Source organism: Phycisphaerales bacterium, from assembly GCA_040217175.1.
GTDB lineage: Bacteria > Planctomycetota > Phycisphaerae > Phycisphaerales > UBA1924 > JAHCJI01.
Genome location: JAVJNT010000001.1, coordinates 206,299 through 226,460, shown reverse-complemented (window position 1 = coordinate 226,460; position 20,162 = coordinate 206,299). Strand labels below are relative to the sequence as shown.

18 protein-coding genes are annotated in these 20,162 nt (G+C 67.9%); 9 read left to right on the top strand and 9 right to left on the bottom strand.

Annotated elements, in window-relative coordinates; genetic code table 11:
• Positions 1 to 8 precede the first annotated feature (8 nt).
• From RIA68_00945 to rpoN, 6 genes are all read left to right on the top strand, one after another.
• On the top strand, positions 9 to 2,018 hold the full coding sequence (locus tag RIA68_00945; protein ID MEQ8315997.1) for an ATPase, T2SS/T4P/T4SS family: 2,010 nt from the start codon (positions 9 to 11) through the stop codon (positions 2,016 to 2,018).
• 62 nt (positions 2,019 to 2,080) lie between these two features.
• Positions 2,081 to 2,476 (top strand): metalloregulator ArsR/SmtB family transcription factor, encoded by a 396-nt coding sequence (locus RIA68_00940; GenBank protein ID MEQ8315996.1) that lies wholly within the window; start codon positions 2,081 to 2,083, stop codon positions 2,474 to 2,476.
• A gap of 1 nt (position 2,477) precedes the next feature.
• Complete coding sequence (locus RIA68_00935; GenBank protein MEQ8315995.1) at positions 2,478 to 2,930, top strand: arsenate reductase ArsC; 453 nt, start codon at positions 2,478 to 2,480, stop codon at positions 2,928 to 2,930.
• Positions 2,930 to 4,027 (top strand): ACR3 family arsenite efflux transporter, encoded by a 1,098-nt coding sequence (gene arsB, locus RIA68_00930; protein ID MEQ8315994.1) that lies wholly within the window; start codon positions 2,930 to 2,932, stop codon positions 4,025 to 4,027. Before RIA68_00935 ends, arsB begins: the two co-directional genes overlap by 1 nt.
• Positions 4,024 to 4,896 (top strand): arsenite methyltransferase, encoded by an 873-nt coding sequence (arsM, locus tag RIA68_00925; GenBank protein ID MEQ8315993.1) that lies wholly within the window; start codon positions 4,024 to 4,026, stop codon positions 4,894 to 4,896. The genes arsB and arsM overlap by 4 nt, the downstream gene beginning before the upstream one ends.
• Positions 4,897 to 4,946: 50 nt before the next feature.
• Positions 4,947 to 6,500 (top strand): RNA polymerase factor sigma-54, encoded by a 1,554-nt coding sequence (gene rpoN, locus RIA68_00920; protein ID MEQ8315992.1) that lies wholly within the window; start codon positions 4,947 to 4,949, stop codon positions 6,498 to 6,500.
• On the opposite strand, the gene RIA68_00915 is transcribed toward rpoN, so the two are convergent.
• From RIA68_00915 to nadC, 3 genes are read right to left on the bottom strand one after another with little or no spacing between them, the layout of a single operon-like run.
• Positions 6,497 to 8,734, bottom strand: coding sequence for a cation-translocating P-type ATPase (locus tag RIA68_00915; GenBank protein MEQ8315991.1), 2,238 nt, complete (start codon positions 8,732 to 8,734; stop codon positions 6,497 to 6,499). The genes rpoN and RIA68_00915 overlap by 4 nt on opposite strands.
• A gap of 9 nt (positions 8,735 to 8,743) precedes the next feature.
• Positions 8,744 to 9,514 (bottom strand): biotin--[acetyl-CoA-carboxylase] ligase, encoded by a 771-nt coding sequence (locus RIA68_00910; GenBank protein MEQ8315990.1) that lies wholly within the window; start codon positions 9,512 to 9,514, stop codon positions 8,744 to 8,746.
• Positions 9,511 to 10,440: a carboxylating nicotinate-nucleotide diphosphorylase gene (gene nadC / locus RIA68_00905; protein MEQ8315989.1), complete on the bottom strand. Its 930-nt coding sequence runs from the start codon at positions 10,438 to 10,440 to the stop codon at positions 9,511 to 9,513. Before nadC ends, RIA68_00910 begins: the two co-directional genes overlap by 4 nt.
• Before the next feature lie 89 nt (positions 10,441 to 10,529).
• Between nadC and RIA68_00900 the strand changes: the two genes are divergently transcribed.
• Both RIA68_00900 and RIA68_00895 read left to right on the top strand, forming a co-directional pair.
• Positions 10,530 to 11,321, top strand: coding sequence for an enoyl-ACP reductase (locus RIA68_00900; GenBank protein MEQ8315988.1), 792 nt, complete (start codon positions 10,530 to 10,532; stop codon positions 11,319 to 11,321).
• A gap of 77 nt (positions 11,322 to 11,398) precedes the next feature.
• Positions 11,399 to 11,671 (top strand): hypothetical protein, encoded by a 273-nt coding sequence (locus RIA68_00895; protein MEQ8315987.1) that lies wholly within the window; start codon positions 11,399 to 11,401, stop codon positions 11,669 to 11,671.
• Between the two features lie 20 nt (positions 11,672 to 11,691).
• Here the strand turns inward: RIA68_00895 and RIA68_00890 are convergent, their stop codons facing one another.
• The 6 genes from RIA68_00890 to RIA68_00865 all read right to left on the bottom strand — a co-directional run bounded on the left by RIA68_00890 (position 11,692) and on the right by RIA68_00865 (position 18,740).
• Entirely contained in the window at positions 11,692 to 13,203 is a 1,512-nt protein-coding gene (locus RIA68_00890; GenBank protein ID MEQ8315986.1) for a hypothetical protein, read from the bottom strand.
• Positions 13,204 to 13,311: 108 nt separating this feature from the next.
• Positions 13,312 to 14,145, bottom strand: coding sequence for a peroxiredoxin-like family protein (locus RIA68_00885; protein ID MEQ8315985.1), 834 nt, complete (start codon positions 14,143 to 14,145; stop codon positions 13,312 to 13,314).
• A 61-nt stretch (positions 14,146 to 14,206) separates the two neighbouring features.
• Positions 14,207 to 15,010 carry a succinate dehydrogenase iron-sulfur subunit gene (sdhB, locus tag RIA68_00880; GenBank protein MEQ8315984.1) on the bottom strand — a complete coding sequence of 268 codons (804 nt, stop codon included), beginning with the start codon at positions 15,008 to 15,010 and terminating at the stop codon, positions 14,207 to 14,209.
• Positions 15,011 to 15,040: 30 nt separating this feature from the next.
• Positions 15,041 to 17,122 carry a succinate dehydrogenase flavoprotein subunit gene (gene sdhA, locus RIA68_00875; protein ID MEQ8315983.1) on the bottom strand — a complete coding sequence of 694 codons (2,082 nt, stop codon included), beginning with the start codon at positions 17,120 to 17,122 and terminating at the stop codon, positions 15,041 to 15,043.
• Positions 17,123 to 17,237: 115 nt separating this feature from the next.
• Positions 17,238 to 18,173 carry a hypothetical protein gene (locus tag RIA68_00870; GenBank protein MEQ8315982.1) on the bottom strand — a complete coding sequence of 312 codons (936 nt, stop codon included), beginning with the start codon at positions 18,171 to 18,173 and terminating at the stop codon, positions 17,238 to 17,240.
• A gap of 96 nt (positions 18,174 to 18,269) precedes the next feature.
• On the bottom strand, positions 18,270 to 18,740 hold the full coding sequence (locus tag RIA68_00865) for a DUF1844 domain-containing protein (GenBank protein MEQ8315981.1): 471 nt from the start codon (positions 18,738 to 18,740) through the stop codon (positions 18,270 to 18,272).
• A 343-nt stretch (positions 18,741 to 19,083) separates the two neighbouring features.
• Between RIA68_00865 and RIA68_00860 the strand changes: the two genes are divergently transcribed.
• Positions 19,084 to 20,157, top strand: a complete 1,074-nt coding sequence (locus RIA68_00860) for a hypothetical protein (protein MEQ8315980.1) — start codon at positions 19,084 to 19,086, stop codon at positions 20,155 to 20,157.
• Positions 20,158 to 20,162 lie beyond the last annotated feature (5 nt).

Genomic DNA, 20,162 nt, shown 5'->3' with positions numbered 1-20,162 from the left:
CCACTGCGATGAGCAAGTACAACATCGACGACATCCTCAGCGAGCTGACCGACGCGGGCGGGAGCGACGGAAAGGCCGGCAAGAAGGGCAAGGCCGCTCGGCACCGCATCGACGATTCGGAGCAGGCGTTCAGTCCGCTGCCGTCGATGCCGGCGCACCAGGGCGAGAAGGGCCGTTCATCCGTCGAGCACGATCCGGCGGTGAAGCAGAAGCCGCGCGGAGCGCCCGATGCTCGCGTCGGGAAGGCCATCAGCGACGTCTACGCGCCCGAGCACGAGACGCTGGGCGACGAATACGACACCACCGAACTCGCCCAGCGGCTCATCGACAAGGGCGCCGTCTCCGCCGAGGACATGTCCCAGGCCCAAGCGATCGTCAAGCAGACGCCCGGACGTCGGCTGGTCGAGGTGCTCCTGGAACGCGGGGCCGATGAGATCGCCGTGCAGCGATGCGTCGCCGAGAATGCCGGCCTGCCCTTCGAGCGGATCGACCTCGACGCCGGGCTCGACGGTGGCTTCGACGGCACGATGCTCCAGCGGCTGAGCGGCGACTACTGCCGCGACCACCTGGTGCTGCCGCTGCGGAGCGAGGGCCAGCGCGCCGTCATCGGCGTTGTGCGGCCCGACGACGTCTTCCTCTTCGACGAGCTCCGCGAGATGCTGGGCGTCGTGGGCGTCAAGATCATCGTGGTGACGAGCTTCGACATCCGCGGGGCCCTCGAGGTCGCCGGCATGGGCGAGCACCAGGAAGAGCCCGAAGACGTCGACCTCAACGAGATCCTCGATCAGGTCGACGAGCAAGATGTTCAGGTCGAGAAGAGCGACAGCCAGGAGGTCGACCTCGAGCAGAAGGCCGGCGAAAGCCCGGTCATCCGCTACGTGAACTACATCATCCAGCAGGCCATCAAGGACGGCGCGAGCGACATCCACATCGAGCCGGCCGACAAGAAGCTCAAGGTGCGCTTCCGCATCGACGGCGTGCTCTTCGAGGCGATGAACCCGCCGGCGTCGATGTCGGCGGCCATCACGAGCCGCCTGAAGATCATGGCCAACCTGGACATCTCCGAGCGGCGCATCCCCCAAGACGGCCGCATCCGCTGCGTCGTCGCGGGCCGCAAGCTCGACCTGCGTATGTCGACGCTGCCCAACACGTATGGCGAGAAGACCGTCATGCGTATCCTGGATACCAAGAGCATCAACGTGCAGCTCGAGGACCTGGGCTTCAGCGAGGATGCGCTCCAAGTCTGGCGTGGGCTGGTCACGGCGCCGCACGGCATCACGCTCGTGACCGGCCCCACCGGGTCGGGTAAGACGACGACGCTGTACGCCTCGCTCCGCACGCTCGACAAGAACAAGATGAACATCTCGACCGTCGAGGACCCGGTGGAGTACCACCTCGACGGCGTCACGCAGACGCAGACGCACGAGAAGATCGGGATGACGTTCGCCAAGGCCCTCAAGTCCTTGCTGCGTCAGGACCCCGACGTCATCATGCTGGGCGAGATCCGCGACATGGAGACCGCCATGACGGCGGTGCAGGCGGCTCTCACGGGCCACCTCGTGCTGAGCACGCTCCACACCAACGACGCGCCGTCGAGCATCACGCGACTGGTCAACATCGGGCTCGAGCCGTTCCTGGTTGGCGCCGCCGTCAACGGCGTGCTGGCCCAGCGACTGCTTCGCCGCCTGTGCAAGCACTGCAAGGCCGAGGAACGCCCGAGCGAAGAGATGGCCGAGTACCTCGAGATGCAGGGCATGGCCACCGACAAGATCTGGACGGCCAAGGGCTGCGACAAGTGCCGAGGCACGGGCTATTCGGGCCGCGTCGGCATCTACGAGCTGTTGTCCGTCGACGACCGGCTTCGCGACGTCGTCGCGGGCAATCCAAACGTCAGCGAGTTCCGGCGCATGTGCCTGGAGCGGGGCATGGTCTCGCTCCGCATGGACGGCATGAACAAGGTCCGCCAGGGCCTGTCGACCGTCCAGGAAGTGCTGCGCGTGACCGACGGCAACCACTAGGTCAATCCACGTGGGTTCTTGCGTCTGCTTGACGCTCGTCGCCAGGGCGCTATATTTGCATCATGGCGTCACTATCCCACAAACCAAGTCCGGCCTCGCCGCGGCAGGCCGCCCGCCGCCGGGCGGCCGTCGATGGCCTGCTCGATCCCGAACTGTTCAAGGCGCTGGCCGACCCGACGCGTGTCCTGCTGCTGCGTTGCCTGCTCAAGTGCCGCCGCGGCTGCTCGGTAAGCGAGGTGGCCGAGTGCTGCGACGTGGACTTCTCGGTCGTCGCCCGGCACCTGTCGTTGCTCGCGCGCGCGGGCGTGCTGGAGGCTCGCAAGGAGGGCCGCACGGTGTGGTACACGCCCCGGTGTGCCTACCTGGGCGAGACGTTCCGGGCCCTGGCCGATGCCATCGATGAGTGCGCCCCCACCCCCGCCGCGTGCTGCGGCAGCGATTGCTGCGAGGAGGTCTGACGTGGCCCGCTACGTTCCCCCACGCGTGATGTTCCTGTGCACGGGCAACTCCTGCCGCAGCCAGATGGCCGAAGGCTGGGCCAAGCACCTGCTGGGAGACTCGATCGAGCCGTGCAGCGCCGGCACCGATCCGCAGGGCCTGAATCCGCTGGCGGTGAAGGCAATGTCGGAGGTCGGTGTCGACATCTCGGGCCACCAGAGCAAGTCGATCGCGCAGTGCGAGCCCGACACGCTCGACCTGATCATCACCGTGTGCGGCGCTGCGTACGAGCAGTGCCCTGCCTTTACGGGCGAGACGCGGGTGGTCCACCACGGCTTCGACGATCCCCCACGCCTGGCCGCCAACGCGACCGACGAAGAAGACGCCATGCGGCACTACCGCCGCGTGCGCGACGAGATCGGCGCGTACGTCAAGACCATCCCCGGCCTCTTCCCGCGGAAGGACAAGCCGTAGTGGCCGAGGCCCCATGTACCGCCGCGCCCCGCACGCGTCTGGGCGTGCTCGACCGCTTCCTGACGCTGTGGATCTTCCTAGCCATGGCGGCGGGCGTGCTCATCGGTCGCTATGCCGGCGGCGTGCCCGAGGCGCTCGACGCCATGACGGTGGGCACGACCAACATCCCCATCGCCATCGGGCTCATCCTGATGATGTACCCGCCGCTGGCCAAGGTCCGCTACGAGAAGCTGCCCGAGGTCTTCAAGGACTGGAAGATCCTCGCGCTCTCGCTCGTCCAGAACTGGGTCGTCGGTCCGCTGCTGATGTTCGTGCTGGCGGTCGTCTTCCTGCGAGACCAGCCTGAGTACATGACCGGGCTGATCCTCGTCGGGCTGGCGCGCTGCATCGCCATGGTGCTCGTGTGGAACGACCTGGCCCGCGGCAGCAGCGACTACGCGGCGGGCCTGGTGGCCTTCAACAGCATCTTCCAGGTGCTGTTCTTCGGCGTCTATGCGTGGGTGTTCATCACGTTCCTGCCCCCATTGCTGGGGCTCGAGGGCAACGTCGTCGACGTCTCGATGGCCGAGGTGTTCCAGAGCGTGCTGATCTACCTGGGCATCCCGTTCTTCGCGGGCATGCTCACGCGGTTCGTGCTGCGGCCGATCAAGGGCGAGGCGTGGTATAGCGGCGTGTTCATCCCCCGCATCGCGCCGGTCACGCTCGTCGCGCTGCTGGCCACCATCGTGCTGATGTTCTCGCTCCAGGGCCAGCGCCTGGTCGAGCTGCCGCTGGACATCGTCCGCATCGCCGTGCCGCTGGCGATCTACTTCGTAGTGATGTTCCTCGTGAGCTTCCTGATGGCCCGGAAGGTCGGGGCCGACTACCCGCGGGCCGCGACGCTCGCGTTCACCGCCAGCGGCAACAACTTCGAGCTGGCCATCGCCGTCGCGATCGCCGTCTTCGGCCTGGGTTCGGGCGTGGCGTTCGCCACCGTCGTGGGCCCGCTGGTCGAGGTGCCGGTCCTCATCGGCCTCGTCTCGGTCTCGCTCTGGCTCGGGCGACGCCTGTATCCCAACTCAAACTCCGACACCGAACCGCAAGGAGACACGCCATGACCACGACCGATCCCAACGCCGCCCGCGAGCGCGTGCTGGAGGGGTACACCAAGATCGCCCAAGACGGCCAGTGGTCGGGCGTGCAGCCGAACGAAGCCCAGGGCTCGTGCTGCGGGGGCGGCGGCTGCTGCGGTCCAACGACACTGACGGTCGATCAGGTCGCCGGCGCCGTGGGGTATGCGCAGGCCGACCTCTCCTCACTGCCCGAGGGCGCCAACATGGGCCTCTCCTGCGGCAACCCCACCGCCATCGCCGCACTCCAGCCGGGCGAGACGGTACTAGACCTCGGCAGCGGCGGCGGCATGGACTGCATCCTCGCGGGCCCGCGCGTCGGCGAGACCGGCCTTGTCATCGGCGTCGACATGACGCCCGACATGCTCGCCAAGGCCCGCCGGAACGTCGAGAGCTACGAGCGTCAGAGTGGCCTACGCAACGTCGAGTTTCGCCTGGGCGAGATCGAGCACCTGCCGATCGCCGACTCGAGCGTCGACGTCGTGCTGAGCAACTGCGTGATCAACCTCTCGGTCGACAAGGCGCAGGTCTGGCGCGAGGTCGCCCGCGTGCTCAGGCCGGGCGGTCGGGTGGCCGTCAGCGACCTGGCGCTCATCAAGCCGCTACCCGAAGCGGTCGTCGCCGATCTGGAGGCGTTGGTCGGCTGCATCGCCGGTGCGGACCTGATCGACACCATCCGCGCCGACATGGAAGCCGCTGGCCTGGGCGACATCGAACTGACTAGCAAGCCCGAGTACGTCGACGCGATGACGACCTGGCAAGACCCACTGTACAAGAAGATCATCGCCGCGCTTCCCCAGGGAACGAGGGTCAGCGAATACGTGACGAGCCTGGACATCGCCGCTCGCAAGCCGTGAACCCCGGCCGGGCCGTCACCGCTGGCCCGCTGCTGCGCTAGACTCGCCGCGTGAGGTTCGACACCAGCCAGCACATGCGTCTCGGGCAGCAGATGAAGCTGTCGCCCAGGGTCATCCAGTCGATGGAGATCCTGCAGATGCCGCTGGCCGACCTCGAGCAGCGCATCGAGGAAGAGCTCGAGAGCAACATGGCCCTCGAGATCATCGAGCCGCATGCCGACAAGCCCAAGGGCAAGGACGAGACCGATCGCCCCGATCGTGAACTCACGATCGAAGACAAAGGCAATGCCCAGGACGACTTTGCAAGGCTCGACAGCTTCCAGGCCGACCAGCCCGACGCGGCCGACAACGCGTTCGATGGGCCGAGCCGCCAGAACCTCGAGCCCGGTTCGTCCAGCCGTGTCTCGGCGGGCGAACGCGATGGCAAGATGGACGCCATGGCCGCCGCCCCGGCCCGGCAAGCCTCTGTGAGCGAGCAACTCCGCGACCAGTGGGCGCTGGCCGAGATGGACGCCGAGCTGCGCGCCATGGGCGCCTACGTCATCTCGTTCATCGACGAGGACGGGTACCTGCGCACGCCGCTGGCGGACATCGCGACGCAGGCTCCCGAGCCGCTGGCCGAGCTCGCCGGCGGCCGCGACGCGCTGCTGGAGCAACTGCCATGGGTGCTCGAGGAGACCCAGCTGGTGCTCGAGCCAACGGGCGTGGGTGCCCGAGATGCACGCGAGTGCCTGCTGCTGCAGCTCGACGCGGTCCAGCAGGACCCAGACTTCAACGAAGATGATGCGACCGACGACGCCATCGAGGCCGCCCGCTGGCTCGTGTCGGACCACCTCGACGACCTGATGAACAACCGTCTGCCCAAGATCGCCGAGGCCACGACCCTGACGATGGACGAGATCAAGACGGGCGTGCAGCTCCTGCGACGCCTGAGCCTCGCGCCGGGCAAGCGGCTGGCGCCCGATCGCAGCGAGCCGATCATCCCCGACGCCATCGTCGAGTACGACGAGGACAACGACCGCTACGTCGCGTACCTGAATGATCGCAGCCTAATGAACCTGCGGATCAACCGCGAGTACTCCGAGATGGTGCGCACGCGCGAGCTCGACAAGCAGGGCCGCGACTTCGTCCGCAAGAACCTGAGCAACGCCCAGTGGCTCGTCGACGCCATCGGCCAGCGGCGCGACACGCTGCTCCGCGTCATCCACGCCGTCATCGACGCCCAGCGCGACTTCTTCGACTACGGCCCCGAGAGCCTCCGCCCCCTGCCCATGACGCAGGTTGCCGAGCAGCTTGGCATCCACGTCGCGACGGTCTCGCGCGCCGTGGCAGACAAGTACCTGCAGACGCCTCGCGGGGTCGTGCCGCTGCGCCGATTCTTCACCGGCGGCACGCAGAACGACGCGGGCGACGACGTGAGCTGGGCGGCCATCAAGGCGGCGCTCCAAGACGTCGTTGACAAGGAAAACAAGGCGAAGCCGCTCAGCGACGAGGCGATCGTGCGGGAGCTCAAGAAGCGCGGCGTCGAGATCGCGCGCAGGACCGTCGCCAAGTACCGCGACCAGCTCGGCATCCCCGCCGCGAGGATCCGCAAGACGTTCTAGCCCGCCGTCTGCTTGTCGATCACGATCCTGATGCGGATGGCGTTTCCGATGACCAATAGGTCGCTCACAGCCATCGCGCCCGCGGCCACGACCGGGCCGTGCTCTCCCAGCAGGCCGAACGCGGCGGCGGGAATGGCCGCCGCGTTGTAGACGAACGCGAGGAAGAGGTTCTGGCGGATGCCGCGTCGCGTCGCGCGGCCGATGCGCACGAGGTCGACCACCGCCAGCGGGCGATCGCCGGGAATGATCGCGTCGGCCGCCTCGAGCGCGACGTTGCTGCCGGCATCGATCGCCACGCCGATGCCGCCGGCCGAGGTCGCGGCCGCCATTGCCGGAGCGTCGTTGATGCCGTCGCCAACCATCATCACCGTCGCGCCGCTCGCGGCGGTTCGCACGCGATCGACCTTGTCGCTGGGCGACAGCCCCGCCTGCACGCGACCCTGATCGAGCCCGATGCGGTCGGCCAGCCTGCGTGCAGGCGCGGGCCGATCGCCGGTGAGCACGCGCGGCTCGATGCCCAGCGCGTTCAGCTCTCGGACGAACCGCTCGGCCCCCGTGCGCAGTTCTTCGCGGAAGCGAACGACGCCCAGCACGCGGCCGTCGAGGAGCACGACGGACGCCGGTCCTTCGTCGAGCGTCGGATCATCGAGCGCGTGCCCCTCACGACGCGCCACGTCGACGGACACGAGCTTGGCTTTCGTGCCATCGATGCTGCCGGCCATGCCCTCGCCCGCGCGCTCCGTCGCGTCGTCGGCCGGCTCGTATCCAAGATCACGGGCATCCGCCGCCCGCACGATGGCTCGGGACAGCGGATGACTCGAGCGACAGGCCAGCGCCGCCGCGACGCGAATCAACTCGTTGCCGGTCTCTTCGCGCACCACGGGCTCCCCACTGGTGATCGTCCCTGTCTTGTCGAGCAACGCGATCTTCGCGACAGCCGCCCGCTCGAGCGCACTGGCCGATCGCACGAGGATGCCGCGCCGCCCCGCAGCCCCCGTGCCGACCATGACGGCTAGCGGCGTCGCCAGGCCCAGGGCACACGGGCACGAGATCACGAGCACCGTCGCCGCAGTCACTACGGCCTTGCTGAGTCCCCCGCCCGGCACGAGCAGCCACGCGACGAAGCTCACGGAGGCGATGGCGATGGCGAGCGGCACGAACACCGCCGAGACGCGGTCGGCCAGCCGCTGCACGTCGGCCTTGCTCGCCAGCGCATCGGCCACGAGCGCGACCATCCGACCCAGCGTCCCGCTCGCGCCATCCGTCGTCGCGCGCACGATCGCGGGCGTCCCGACGGCAACCGAGCCGGCCATGACCAGCTCTCCGGCCTGCTTGTCCACCGGCACCGACTCGCCCGTGACGGCCGACTCGTCGAGCGAGGCCGGTCCGAGCAGCTCGCCGTCGACCGGGCAGCGGTCGCCCGCGCGCACGAGCACCAGGTCGCCCGGCAGCACGTCGCGCGTGGGTACCACCGCGCCCGTCGCGTCGTCCTCGCTCGCGAGCACGACGGCCTGCGTCGGTTGCATGGCCGCCAGCTCGCGGAGGGCCTTGGTGGTTCCGCGGCGGGCCCGCCGCTCGAGCCAATGACCCAGCGAGATGAGCGTGAGCAGGCCGGTCGCCTCGATGAAGTAGGTCGGGTGCTCGCCGCCGCCGGTGAAGATCAGGATCGCGTGGAAGAGCGAGAGGGTGTACGCCGACGCGCTGCCGAGCGACACGAGCGTGTCCATGTTGGTCGTCTTGCGCCGGGCCGCGGCGATCGCCGAGCGGTAGAAGGCCGACCCGATGAACACCTGCGCGATCGTGCCGACCACCAGCGCGACGACCAGCCCCGTGCCGGTCGTCATGTGCAGGCCCAGGCCGTGGCCGAACCAGTGCGCGAGCTCCAGGGGCAGCCAGAGCACGACGCCGAGCACCACGCGCCACCGCCATGCGTCGGCTTGCCTGGCGTCGTCGCTCCCCAGCCGCTGGGCCAGGTCGGCCGCAGCATCGCCCGAGTTCGCCAACGCCGCGTCGAACCCGGCGTCGCGCACGCTGCCGGCGAGCGCCTCGGCGTCGAGCGACTCACCCTCGACGAGAGCCGAACCGCCGGCCAGGCTGACCATCGCGTTGCGCACGCCGGGCGCCTTCTTGAGCGACCGCTCGACGCTGGCGACGCAGCCGGCGCAGCTCATGCCGTCGACGCGCAGGCGAACGACTGCGTTCTCGTTTTCAAGGGTATCGCCGGCCGTGGTCATCGCATTGGCCTAACTCCCCACCGCCCTCGGTTCTTCGAGGTGCGCGTGGGCCGCGTCGATGCGGACGCGCTCGCCCCCGTCGGTTTGCAGCACGAGCCGCCACTGGCGGTCGAGGTCGACCACCGTGCCCGCGACGAGCCGGCCATCGACGCGGAATACGCAGCGCTTGTGCCGCAGCGTGCCCACGCCGAGCCATCGGTCGCCGATCGCAGCCGGCGGCGCGTCGAGCCACTTCGACACCGACTCCAGCATCGCCGCAGCAACCTCCGGACGCCCGGCCTTCACGCCGAGCTCTTCCAGGCTGACGGCGGAATTCTCGAGACCATCACTCCAGCCCTGCTCGCGCTCATAGACGTTGACGCCGACGCCGACGACCGAGATCGGCCGTGATGACTCGATGAGCACGCCGGCGACCTTCCGGCCGTGAATTCCATCGCTGCGCTCGACCACGTCGTTGGGCCACTTCAATCCGAGCCCGGTCGCACCCAAGCCCTCGCACGCCTCGAGCACCCCAAGGCCAACCGCCAGGGACATGCCCGCGGCGGGCAGCGTCGCGTCGACGCATAGGCTCGTCGAGAGCGAGGCGCCGCCGCCATCGTCCCACGTGCGCCCCTGCCGGCCCCGGCCGGCGACCTGCTTCTTGCCGATCACCACGAGGCCTGGCCGGCCATCGGACAGCACCCGCGCGTCGCCCTGGGTCGAGGGCGTCTCGTCCAGCACGACGACGCGGTCGAAGCGGCCGATGGGCATCGAGAGCGAATCCCAGGACTCCTGCTTCATGCTGGTGCTCCGGCGTCGAGCCCGATGTCGAGCCAAACGGCGTGATGGGTCAGCGCGCCGACCGCGATGCGGTCGACGCCCGTTTGCGCGATCTCCGCCAGGCTTGCCAGCTCGACGCCGCCCGAGGCCTCGAGCAGCGGCTGCGCCCCGAACTCGTTGCGCATCTCGACGGCCTTGGAGATCTGGCCGGGATCCATGTTGTCGAGCAAGATGATGTCGAGAACGCCTTCGTCGAGCTGCAGCATCGCGGCGAGCTGTTCCAGCGTGTCGACCTCGACCTCGACGAATGCGATCTCGAATTTCTGGCGTGCATCGGCCGCTGCGCTCGCGACCTTCTTGGCTGCCTGTTCTGGCGTCAGGCCAACCAAGTGGTTGTCCTTGATGAGCACGGCGTCGTACAGCCCCATGCGGTGGCTGTGGCCGCCGCCACACCGGACGGCGTACTTCTCGAGCTGTCGCAGGCCGGGCGTCGTCTTGCGGGTATCGACGATGTGTGCCCCTGAGTCGCCCTTCGCCGCGACGTACCTGGACGTGTGCGTCGCAACGCCGCTGAGACGACTCAGGAGATTCAGGAGCGTGCGTTCGGCGGCCAGGATCTCTCGCCGAGGACCGAGCAGCGCGCCCAGCCGCTGGCCCGGCTCGATGGAGTCTCCGTCTCTCACCAGCTCGCGAAAGAGCGTCGTTGGCGCCAATACGTCCAGAACGTCGCCGACGGCTTCGAGGCCACAGATGATCCCGGGCTCGCGAGCGACGACCCAGGCCTCGGACCGCTCGGAAGGCTCGACCATGACCACGGCGGTCGGGTCCTGGTGGTCGGGGCCCAGGTCTTCGTCGCGGCTGATCTCCAGCAGGCGGCGGACCAGGCCCGGGGAGACCATTTGCTTGTATCGATCGGCTGCGGAAGGGGTTGTGGCATTCTCGGTCACGCCCGATCGTATGACGAACCGATGGGGTCGGCACCGGCTTACACTGGCTCCTCAGAGAAACACGTATGGGCCATCGCCCGGGAGGCAGCATGGGTTTGTTGGACGGCAAGGTGGCCCTGGTCGTGGGCATCGCGAACGAGCGCTCGTACGCCTGGCACATCGCCAAGGCCCTGATCGACCACGGTGCGACGTGCGCCTTCACCTGTCTGCCCGGAGAGAAGAACCAGCGCCGTACCGAGCGTGCCGTGAAGGCCCTGCCGGGCGAGGGCGGCGCCGACCCGCTGATCGTGCCCATGGACGCAGGCAGCGACGATGACATCGACAACGCAATCAAGGCCTTCGAAGCACGCTTCAACGCCATGCACGTGCTCGTACACTCGATCGCGTTCGCCGACCGCGAGTACCTGGCCCACGGCAAGTTCGCCGAGACGCCCCGTGAGGCGTTCTTGAGCGCCGTGGACATCTCCGCGTACACGCTCCTTGGCCTGAGCCGACGCTGTCGCTCGCTGCTGGCCAAGGAGGGTGGCTCGGTGATGGCGATGAGCTACTACGGGGCCGAGAAGGTCGTGCCGGGCTACAACGTCATGGGCGTTGCCAAGGCGACGCTCGAAGCCACGGCCCGCTATCTCGCCGGCGATCTGGGCGTCGATGGCATCCGCGTCAACACGATCTCTGGCGGCTACCTGCGCACGCTGGCGTCGAGCGCCGTGGGCGGCGTTGACAAGATCAGCGAGCAGAACCTCGAGCGAGCGCCGCTCCGTCGGAACGTCGAAGGCGGCGACGTTGGCAACACGGCCGTCTACCTGGCTAGCAACCTCAGCGCGGGCGTGACCGGTGAGAACATTTACGTCGATTGTGGGGCCAACATCGTCGGCGTGTAGCGGCAGATCGTCACTCTGTTTGGGTCTCGTGAGGTTTTCCGTGGAGAGCCAGGACCGAATCGGTCGATGATTCTGGCATGAGCGTGGCCCCAACCAGCGCGACCGCGGCCTTGGCCTCGCAAGCCGCCGCCACCGAACGGGCGAGCAAGGTCCAGACCAACGCCAAGGAAGCCGACAAGCACCGTCGAGTGAAGCACGGGGAGCAGACCGGCGATCGAGTCGTGCTTAGCACCGAGGCCGTGCAGCCCAAGCAGAGCGCCACCGATCGCTCCGAGGAAGAGCCACGCGAGCACGCCCCTGAAGACGAGGGAGCAGGCGAGGCCGTGAAGCACCTCGACGTCGAGGGCTAGCCCGCCGGGGCGAACCGAGGTCAGGCCGCCAGTGAGCGCACGGTCGAGAGCGCCTCGATCATGGCGAGTACCTGCTCACGCGTCTCGGGCATGACCTCGAGCCACTCGGCTCCCATCACCTCGTCGCGCACGTCGTCGAGCACGTAGGCCACGCGGTGACGCTCGATGAGCGCCGTGGCATAGGCAAGCCCTGCGGCAAGCTTACCCATCGTCTCGGCCCCGCCACGGTTGTACGAGATGTCGGAGATGAGGTAGTCCATCGGATCGACGAGCGGCTCGGGACGCTCGATCGACAGTCGCTCGTGGCCGGTCAGCATCAGATCGAAGCCCAGCACCTCTTGGCCGCCCGCGAAAGCGGCAACGCACGCACGCAGGCAGGTCTCGCCCTCCGCCGGACCGAGCCGTCCAATCGTGCGCGCCGCCGCCACGCGTTCCTCGGGCATCATGCCGCAGCCGTTCCACGACAAGTACGACGCGAGCACGCGCATCGCAGCATGCTCCGCCTCGCCCACGCGATCAGGACGTCGCTCACCCAGGACGCCCGAAAGATGGACGAAGGCCCGGTCCAGGGCCGGGTCGGATACGACCGGCGAACCCAGCATAAGGCCCAGCGCGGGCCGGCCGCGCAGGCGATCAGCAAAGTCGAGGCGGCTGGGATAACGGCCCAGCAGCGCCGCGAGCTCCAGCAGCGAGCGGACGACGGCCACGGCGCCGGCGTCGGACCAGTCGAAGTCTCGCAGCGTGACCTGGGCCGGATCGATCCGAAGCGGGAACAGCGACGAGTAGCTCAGCGGCAGCGTGAGGGCCCAGTCGTGCCAGGCGGCGGGATCATCGGGCGCTTCGGCGACTCGGATCGTGAGCGGGCCACCGGGGTCGCGCTGCTCGATCACCGCGTCGAATCCGAGCTTCCGCCACGCGGCGGCATCACCCTCGCCTGCGTAGGGCACGAGCGAGACGGCAAGAGCGCTGGGTGCGAGCTCGAGATCGCGGAAGTGCTCTTCGGCGAGCTTCACGCCCACACGCAGCGGCGTCGAGAGAGACGCGCCGGGGGTGCCGCCCGCCTCGCGCAGCCGCTCGAGCCAACCAGGGAGCTGCCCGCCCGAGCAGGCACGGGCGATGGTCAACGCATTCTCGGTCGTGTCGGCGAGCACCTGCCGCGGCAGCGAGACCATGCTCGGGAGCGCGAGGCTCGCGGCGGCCTGCGTGGGCTCGACCAGCGGCTCTTCGGTGGTGTCGTGCGCTGCGGATGCGTCCGACTCGCCGCGCACTGGCGGGGCGGGTATCGGCGGCATCTTCATGCTCGGCATCGCAAGAAGACGACCGGCGAGCCAACGCCCGCCGAGCACCATCCCGATGATCCACAGGCCCGCCGGAATGCCCAGCAGCGAGCGCGTCAGCCACGCCGCCCCCAGCAGCCACGCCGTGAGCACGACGGCGCACACGCCGACCACCCACGCAAGGCCAGAGACCGCTTCGACGTCCTGGCCGACCGTGGCGGTCGAGCCCCGCTGCATCCGGAGGGGAGTGATCATGCCCCCACATCGGCGCCATGCCGGCCCTGCTGCGTTCGCGGGCGGCAGGGCTCGATCGGACGCGGTGGGTGGTGCCGGTCGCGCTTGTTGGAAGACCGGACCGAGTAGTTATCCGCCGTCGGCCGCATCTGGGAGCGACTCGAGCGCGGCGATCACATCGGCCGGCTCGGCCCGGTTCCGGTAATCGGCGTCGAGGAACGCCCAGCGGATCTGTCCATCCCGATCGATGACGTAGGTCGCCGCGAGCGGCAGCTCGCCCGAGTCGTCGCCGTTGTAGTCGCTCATGCCGAAAGCTTGCTCGTAGTTGGCCTTCACGCCCTCGGTCAGCTCGAACACGACGCCGTACTCGCGCGCTACGTCGTTGCCGACGTCGCTCAGCACCTGGAATTCGAGCTCGCCCTTCTGCGCCGTCGACAGCGACTTATCGGGCAGCTCGGGCGTGAGCGCCACCAGCGTCGCGCCGAGGTCCCGGATCTCGCCGAGCCGCTGCTGGTAGGCCGCCAGCGTCAGGTTGCAATACGGGCACCACCCGCCGCGGTACCAGATGAGCACCACCGGTCCTTGCTCGAGCAATGCCGAGAGCGAGACCGATTCGCCGCTCTGGTTCTGCAGCGTGAATCCGGGAGCTTCGTCGCCCACGTTCTTGGCATTCTCAACGACGCCCGCATCGACGACGGCCTGGATGCCGTCGGCGTAGAGCGTCTGGGTGGCCTCGGGTGCACGCTCGGCGAATCCGGCGGCGCGGGCGTCGAGCTCGGTCTTGAGCGAACCGGCCTGCTGGGCGCTCAAGTCGGACGGCATGGCTTCCTCCGTTCCACCGGCAGCCGTGGAGTCTGTCACCTCGGCGGCATCGCCCGTGGGCTCGCATGCACTCAGAAGAACAGCGGCCCCGCTCAGGGCGAGCGCGGCCAGCACGACAGACGGTGTCTTGGGTGTCTTCATGGGGCAGGGTACGAGCCCGCCCCGCGGGCGAATATTCCCGCCCGACGACGAATCCCTCCGCCTACTTGCGGAACCACGAGGTAATGGCGTGCATCGTCACAGCACGGCCCATCGCGCCGATCGACTCGGTCAGCGGAATCTCCTTCGGGCACACCTTCACGCAGTTCTGGGCGTTGCCGCAGTCCGACACGCCGCCCGGTCCCATGAGGGCCTCGAGCCGATCGGCCTTGAGCTGCTTGCCGGTCTCGTGCTCGTTGAACAGGCGTGCCTGGCTGATCGCGGCGGCCCCAATGAAGCTCGTGGGCCACTCCTCGGGATCTTCTTCGAGGTTGTACTGCGGGCAGGCCTCCAGGCAACAGCCGCAGGACATGCACGTCGAGAGCTTGTAGCGCGTGTTCTGCTTGTCCGGGCTCTCCTTGGGACCCGAGCCAAGATCGTACGTGCCATCGATGGGGACCCACGCCTTGACACGCTGGAGCGCCTTGAACATTCGCTCGCGATCGACCCAGAGATCACGAATCACCGGGAACTTGCTCATCGGCTCGAGCGTGACCTCATCGCCCTCGTTCGGCGCGATGTTCTCGATCAGGGCCGTGCAGCTCTGGCGGACGCTGCCGTTGATGAGCATCGTGCACGAGCCGCACACTTCCTCGAGGCAGCCCGAGTCCCATACGACCGGCGTGGTCTTCTTGCCCTCGATGGTCGTCGGGTGGGCGGCGATCCACTGCAGGCACGAGATGATGTTGGCGCCCGGCTCACGGGGCACATCGAAGGCCTGCCAATAGGACGGCTTGCCGGGTCCGTCGCTCCGCTTGATGCGGATCCGCACGGTGGTGTTCTTGGTGCTCTGCGCTGTGGCGATCATTGCGTGCTCGCTTCCTTCGATTCGATGGGATCAGGCGCCACTGGTTGCCGCCGGCTTCTTGCCGTTGATGTCCGGTTCGGCGTCGGGATTCGCAACGCGCGGGTTGGCCTTGGGATCATCGGCGGTCGACGGGCCGTTCTTCGCAGGAGAGTCGTTGTCGACCTTTCCGTAGGTGCGGGCCCGGGGCTGGACGAGCAGCGTGTGCACGTCGCGATAGGTCACGCGGTGCTGGTCGGCCCCGCGCACGCTCGTGTCGAACTGGGCGACGGTAGTCTTGAGGAATCGCTCGTCATCGCGATCGGGGAAGTCGGTCCGGTAGTGCGAGCCGCGGCTCTCCTCGCGGAGCAGGCTGCACTTGGCGATCATCTCGGCCATCACGAGCATGTCGCCCACCGCACGGCTGTAGCTCAGGGACTGGTTCGTCCACGCGGCGGCGTCGGGCAGGCGAGCCCGGCTGAACCGCTCGCGCAGCGATGCGAGCGTGTCGAGCGTCTTGCCCAATCGCTCGGCGGTCTTCACGACCGTGCACGAGGCCTCCATCACTTCGCCCATCTCCTTGCCGATGAGGTAGGGGTTCGTGTCATCGTCGCCCTCGGCCCCCTCGACGGTGTCGAGCAGCCGATCGACCTTTGCCTGTTCCTGATCGACCGCGCGATCGAAGATGCCCTGGTCGACGGCGTCGATGGGACGCTCGTTCGGCGTGCCTTCCTTCACGAAGTTCGCCACGCCCTGGCCGCAGTAAAGCCCGTCGAAGATGCAGCTCAGCAGCGCGTTGGCACCAAGGCGCGTCGCGCCGTGGTACGCGAAGTTGACTTCGCCGAAGGCGTAGAGGCCCTCGACGTTGGTCATCATGTTGTTGGGCGCGCCCAGCATCATGCCCCGGCCGGGCTTGGTGTCGATGGGCGCGACCATGCCCGGCTTGTGCTCGCCGTGGGGCGCTTGCGGCTCGTACGTACCGGGGGTGAACTGGGTCCACATGCCGCCCATGGAGTAGTGGACGGCCGGGAAGATGCGCATGGGCGTGAAGCGCGGGTCGTCGCCGGCGAACTTCTCGTAGATCTCCATGATGCCGCCGAGCTTGTTGGTCAGGTAGTCGGGGTCCTTGTGGGTCAGGTCGAGATAGACCTGGTTCTGGCCGCCGATGCCCATGCCGTCGTTGACGCACACGTCGAAGATCTCGCGCGTGGCGATGTCGCGCGGGACGAGGTTGCCGTACTTGGGGTACCGCTCTTCGAGGAAGTACCACCGCTCGCTCTCGGGGATGTCGGTGGGCTTGCGATCGTCGCCCTTCTTCTTCGGTACCCACACGCGGCCGCCCTCGCCGCGGGCGCTCTCGCTCATCAAGCGGCACTTGTCGGCCCCGGGGATCGCGGTCGGGTGGACCTGGATCATCTCGCCGTTGCCGTACCACGCACCCGCCTGATAGCAGCGGCTGGCGGCGCCACCGGTGCAGATGATGCTGTTGGTGCTCTTGCCGAACACCAGTCCGCAGCCGCCGGTGGCCATGATGGTGGCCGCGCCGCGGAACGAGCGGATCTGCATGGTGCGCATGTCCTGGGCCACGATGCCCACGCAGCGACCGTCGCCGTCGAGGCCGTCGACCTCGCCCTCGATCACGGGCCAGAGGAACTCCCAGAACTCATACTTCTTGACCAGGCCCGCGGCCTCGTGGCGCCGCGTTTGTTCGTCGAGGGCGTAGAGCAGTTGCTGGCCCGTCGTCGCGCCGGCAAAGTGCGTGCGCTTGAAGAGCGAGCCGCCGAACAGGCGCAGGTCGCGCTGGCCCTCGTTGGTGCGGTTGAAGGGAACGCCCATGCGGTCGAGCAGGTCGATGACCTTGGGCGCGAAGTTGGCCATCTCGAGCACGGGGCCCTGGTCGGCCAGATAATCGCCGCCGTAGATGGTCTCGTCGAAGTGCTGGTACTCGCTGTAGCCCTGCTGGCGAGCGATCTCGTTGCAGGCGTTGATGCCGCCCTGGGCGCACACGCTGTGGCTGCGCTTCACGGGCACCATGCTGAACAAGTCGACCGGGATGCCAGCCTCGGCGATCCGCACGGTCGCGGCCAAGCCGGCCAGTCCCCCACCGACGACGATAACGCGTTGCTGCTGCTGCACTGTGGGGCCTCCGATGCGGGGAGTATCTCGATCCGTTGCCGGCCTGCGTGTCCTACTTACTGAAGTATCGCGAGCATCGGCTTATTTTCAACTTCGCTTGAAATCCATGAAACCCTCAGCCCGTCCGGGGTTCCCGAAGGCCGGGCTGATCGGCCCGGGCCGATGGCACCCGTTCCGTGCCTTCGGCCGTGTCCTCGGGCTTCTCGATGCCCTTCTGCTCGATGTAGGCCTCGTACTCGGCCGTGCTCTTCTTCTCGATGTACATGTCGCGCTCGACGGCGTGGGCCTCGTCGTAGTCGAGGGTCAAGGTGGCGAACAGCGAGGACCAGCCGGCCAGCATCAGCATGGCACCCAACCCGGCGCACGCCACGCCCCACCGGCGCTGGGCCTTGGCCGAGATCGTCAGCCCCCAGGTGATGGCGGCGGTCCATAGGCCATTGGCGAAGTGGAAGATGAGCAGGGTCACGCCCACCATGTAGAGCACCGAGACGGCGACGCCTGCGAGCGTGAAGCCTTCGGTCGATCCCTGCAACGCTGCGGCGAGCGTCGACGCCGAGAAGCTGTGGCTCCACTTGGTGCCTTCGGGCACGAGCCAGTTCCATCCCCATCGAAGCGTGGCGACGTGGTAGACGATGAACAGGATGCCCACGTACCCCGAGATGCGTTGCAGCGTGTACCGCCAGTTGTCCTGGTAGCTGTACCGCTTCAGGTTCGACTTGCCCGTCGTAGCGTAATACACGCCCAAGATGCTGTGAAAGGCGATCGAGACCCAGAGGGTGATCTCGATGAGCAGCAGGTGCGGCACCTGCTCGTTGATCCAGGTGACCTCGTGCTGGAAGTAGCGGACGCCACCCTCGGAGACCGACAGGCCCTCGCCCTTCCCACGCAGCGCGAAGCGGCCCCAGGCGAGCGATGAGTTCGTCACGAGGTGGGCGACGAGGAATACGCCGATGGGCACGACACCGGTCAGCGAGTGCAGCCGGCGCATCAGGAAGTGGATCTGCGTCTGGGTCTGGGTCGGCTTTGAGGGAGTCTGGGATCCGCTTGCCACGCGATGGCTCCTGGTCGATATCTGGGTTCGGGTGGGCCCGGTGCTGTTATCGGCTCGGCGATCGGGCCTCATGAGCCGAACAGCCTCAGGCCGGGGTCAGGGCGCCGGCATGCCCGGCCCGCCAGGCTGTCCGGCCTGGCCTCCCTGGCCGATGTCGACCTGCTTGGCCCGACCCTCGGCGATGGCCTTGTCGACGGCCTTGTTGACCTCGACGAACTGGAGCCGGAGCTCGTGGGCCGTCTGCTTGACGGTCTCGGCTTCTTCCTCGGTGAGGTTGCCCTTGGTCTTTTCCTCGAGGGTGCTCAGCAGGTCGACGTGGAACTTGGCCAGGTCCATCGCGACCATAGCGCGCCCGGTCTGCGGATCGGGGAACGCCCCCATGTAGAGCAGCGCCTGCGTCGCGAGGATCTGGACGATGCCGAGGACGTCGGCCGGCGGAAGCTCGCGCTCGGCCGATTGCTGGGCATGTTGCTGCTCCTGCTCGGAGAGCTTCTGGCGCTCGGCTTCGGCCTGGCTCTTCCAATCGGAGTCGATGATCAGCTTGGGCTCGTTTTCCTGGTCGGCCACGATGCCTCCTTCTTTCTGTCCGCTCGACGCGGCTTGGGCTCCGGCCTTGGTGGCCGGGGCGAGGGTACCCTCCACCGTGAGCGTAGGCGGAACAGCCGAGAATGCCGGTGTTATTCGCACGATGTGCGGGACTTTGCGCACTCCTGCGGTGTTCCTCGTGGCCCTGATCGCGGGGTGTGCGGGCTCCGGTCCTCGGCCTGCCGACCTGGGGCCGGCCGACTTCGCGGCCCAACCCGAAGCAGCGCGACAGGCACCGCCCCAGGCCGCGTTCGATCCGGGTCAGAGCCAGCCTCGTTCGTCCCCGATCGATGCGAGTCGATTCGCGTCCAGGGACGTGGTGCTTGTGCCCCCACCGGTCGAGGCCGACGAGCTGTCGCATGTCGGGCCCGCGCCCGAGTTGCCCGCGCCGGTCGAGCGGCCGGCGATGGTGCTCCTGGACGTCAAGGTCGGCGAGGTCAACAACAAGGCGATCTTCGCCGCAGAGTTCCTGGATCCGCTGGCCCAGCGTCTGCAAGCCCTCGCATACCGCGATATCGACCTGCCCGACGGCAGCACGAGGCAAGAGATCGTGCCGCTCCAGGCATGGCAGGCCCAGGCGTCGGCGATCATCTCCGAGCAGCTCGAGATCTTCATTACCAACGAACTGGTCATCGCCGAGGGTCTGGCGAGCTTTACCCCCGCGCAGCGATCGAGCCTGCGGAACTTTCTCGGGCTGGCGCGGGGCGACCTCGAACGCCGCTCGGGCGGCAGCATCACCCGAGCCGTGCGCAGCCTGGGCACCGGGCAGACGCTGAGCGAGTACCTGCAAGAAGTCCGCAACCGGCAGCTCATCAGCAAGTTTGGCGATGACCTGCGGCGCAGCGTCGTCCTCACGCGGAGCGACGTCGAGCGCGCCTACCTGCAGAAGTACGGCGGCGACCGCCGCGACTCGAACATGACGTTCCGCGAGATCCGCGTTCGCACGGACGACGAGCAGGCCCAGGCGCGCATCGCGCGCCGCCTGTCGAGGGGAGAGTTCTTCGCCGACGTCGCGACGGACGAATCGAACACGTCGCGCCGCAGCGAGGGCGGGCTCTGGCCGGCGATCAGCTTCAAGGGCGAGTTCCGCGAGGCGACGTTCTTCCCGAGCGATGCGGACCTGGACGAGGCGCTACGAAGCCTGACGCCCGGAGAGTGGGCCGGGCCCATCGAAGGCGACCGGTATACGAGCTGGATCTATCTCGAGGGCATCGAGATCGGCTACAAGACCTGGGCCGAGGCGCAGAGCGAGCTGCGGGCCGAGCTCTACGACCGCAGGCTCCAGCAGGCGTACGCCCGGGAGATGGCACGGCTGTATGAGCAGGCCGGCCTGCAGGACCTTGAGGGCATGCAGCGAGAGCTGCTGGCGGTCGCGACCGACTGGTTTTATCCCGGATAGCGAGC

What these genes read in the sequence shown, in the direction of transcription:
- RIA68_00945 (MEQ8315997.1), top strand. Translation starts at nt 9, where the DNA reads ATGAGCAAGTACAACATCGACGACATCCTCAGCGAGCTGACCGACGCG.
- RIA68_00940 (MEQ8315996.1), top strand. Translation starts at nt 2,081, where the DNA reads ATGGCGTCACTATCCCACAAACCAAGTCCGGCCTCGCCGCGGCAGGCC.
- arsM (MEQ8315993.1), top strand. Translation starts at nt 4,024, where the DNA reads ATGACCACGACCGATCCCAACGCCGCCCGCGAGCGCGTGCTGGAGGGG.
- RIA68_00915 (MEQ8315991.1), bottom strand. Translation starts at nt 8,734, where the DNA reads ATGACCACGGCCGGCGATACCCTTGAAAACGAGAACGCAGTCGTTCGC.
- RIA68_00910 (MEQ8315990.1), bottom strand. Translation starts at nt 9,514, where the DNA reads ATGAAGCAGGAGTCCTGGGATTCGCTCTCGATGCCCATCGGCCGCTTC.
- RIA68_00900 (MEQ8315988.1), top strand. Translation starts at nt 10,530, where the DNA reads ATGGGTTTGTTGGACGGCAAGGTGGCCCTGGTCGTGGGCATCGCGAAC.
- RIA68_00895 (MEQ8315987.1), top strand. Translation starts at nt 11,399, where the DNA reads ATGAGCGTGGCCCCAACCAGCGCGACCGCGGCCTTGGCCTCGCAAGCC.
- RIA68_00890 (MEQ8315986.1), bottom strand. Translation starts at nt 13,203, where the DNA reads ATGATCACTCCCCTCCGGATGCAGCGGGGCTCGACCGCCACGGTCGGC.
- RIA68_00885 (MEQ8315985.1), bottom strand. Translation starts at nt 14,145, where the DNA reads ATGAAGACACCCAAGACACCGTCTGTCGTGCTGGCCGCGCTCGCCCTG.
- sdhB (MEQ8315984.1), bottom strand. Translation starts at nt 15,010, where the DNA reads ATGATCGCCACAGCGCAGAGCACCAAGAACACCACCGTGCGGATCCGC.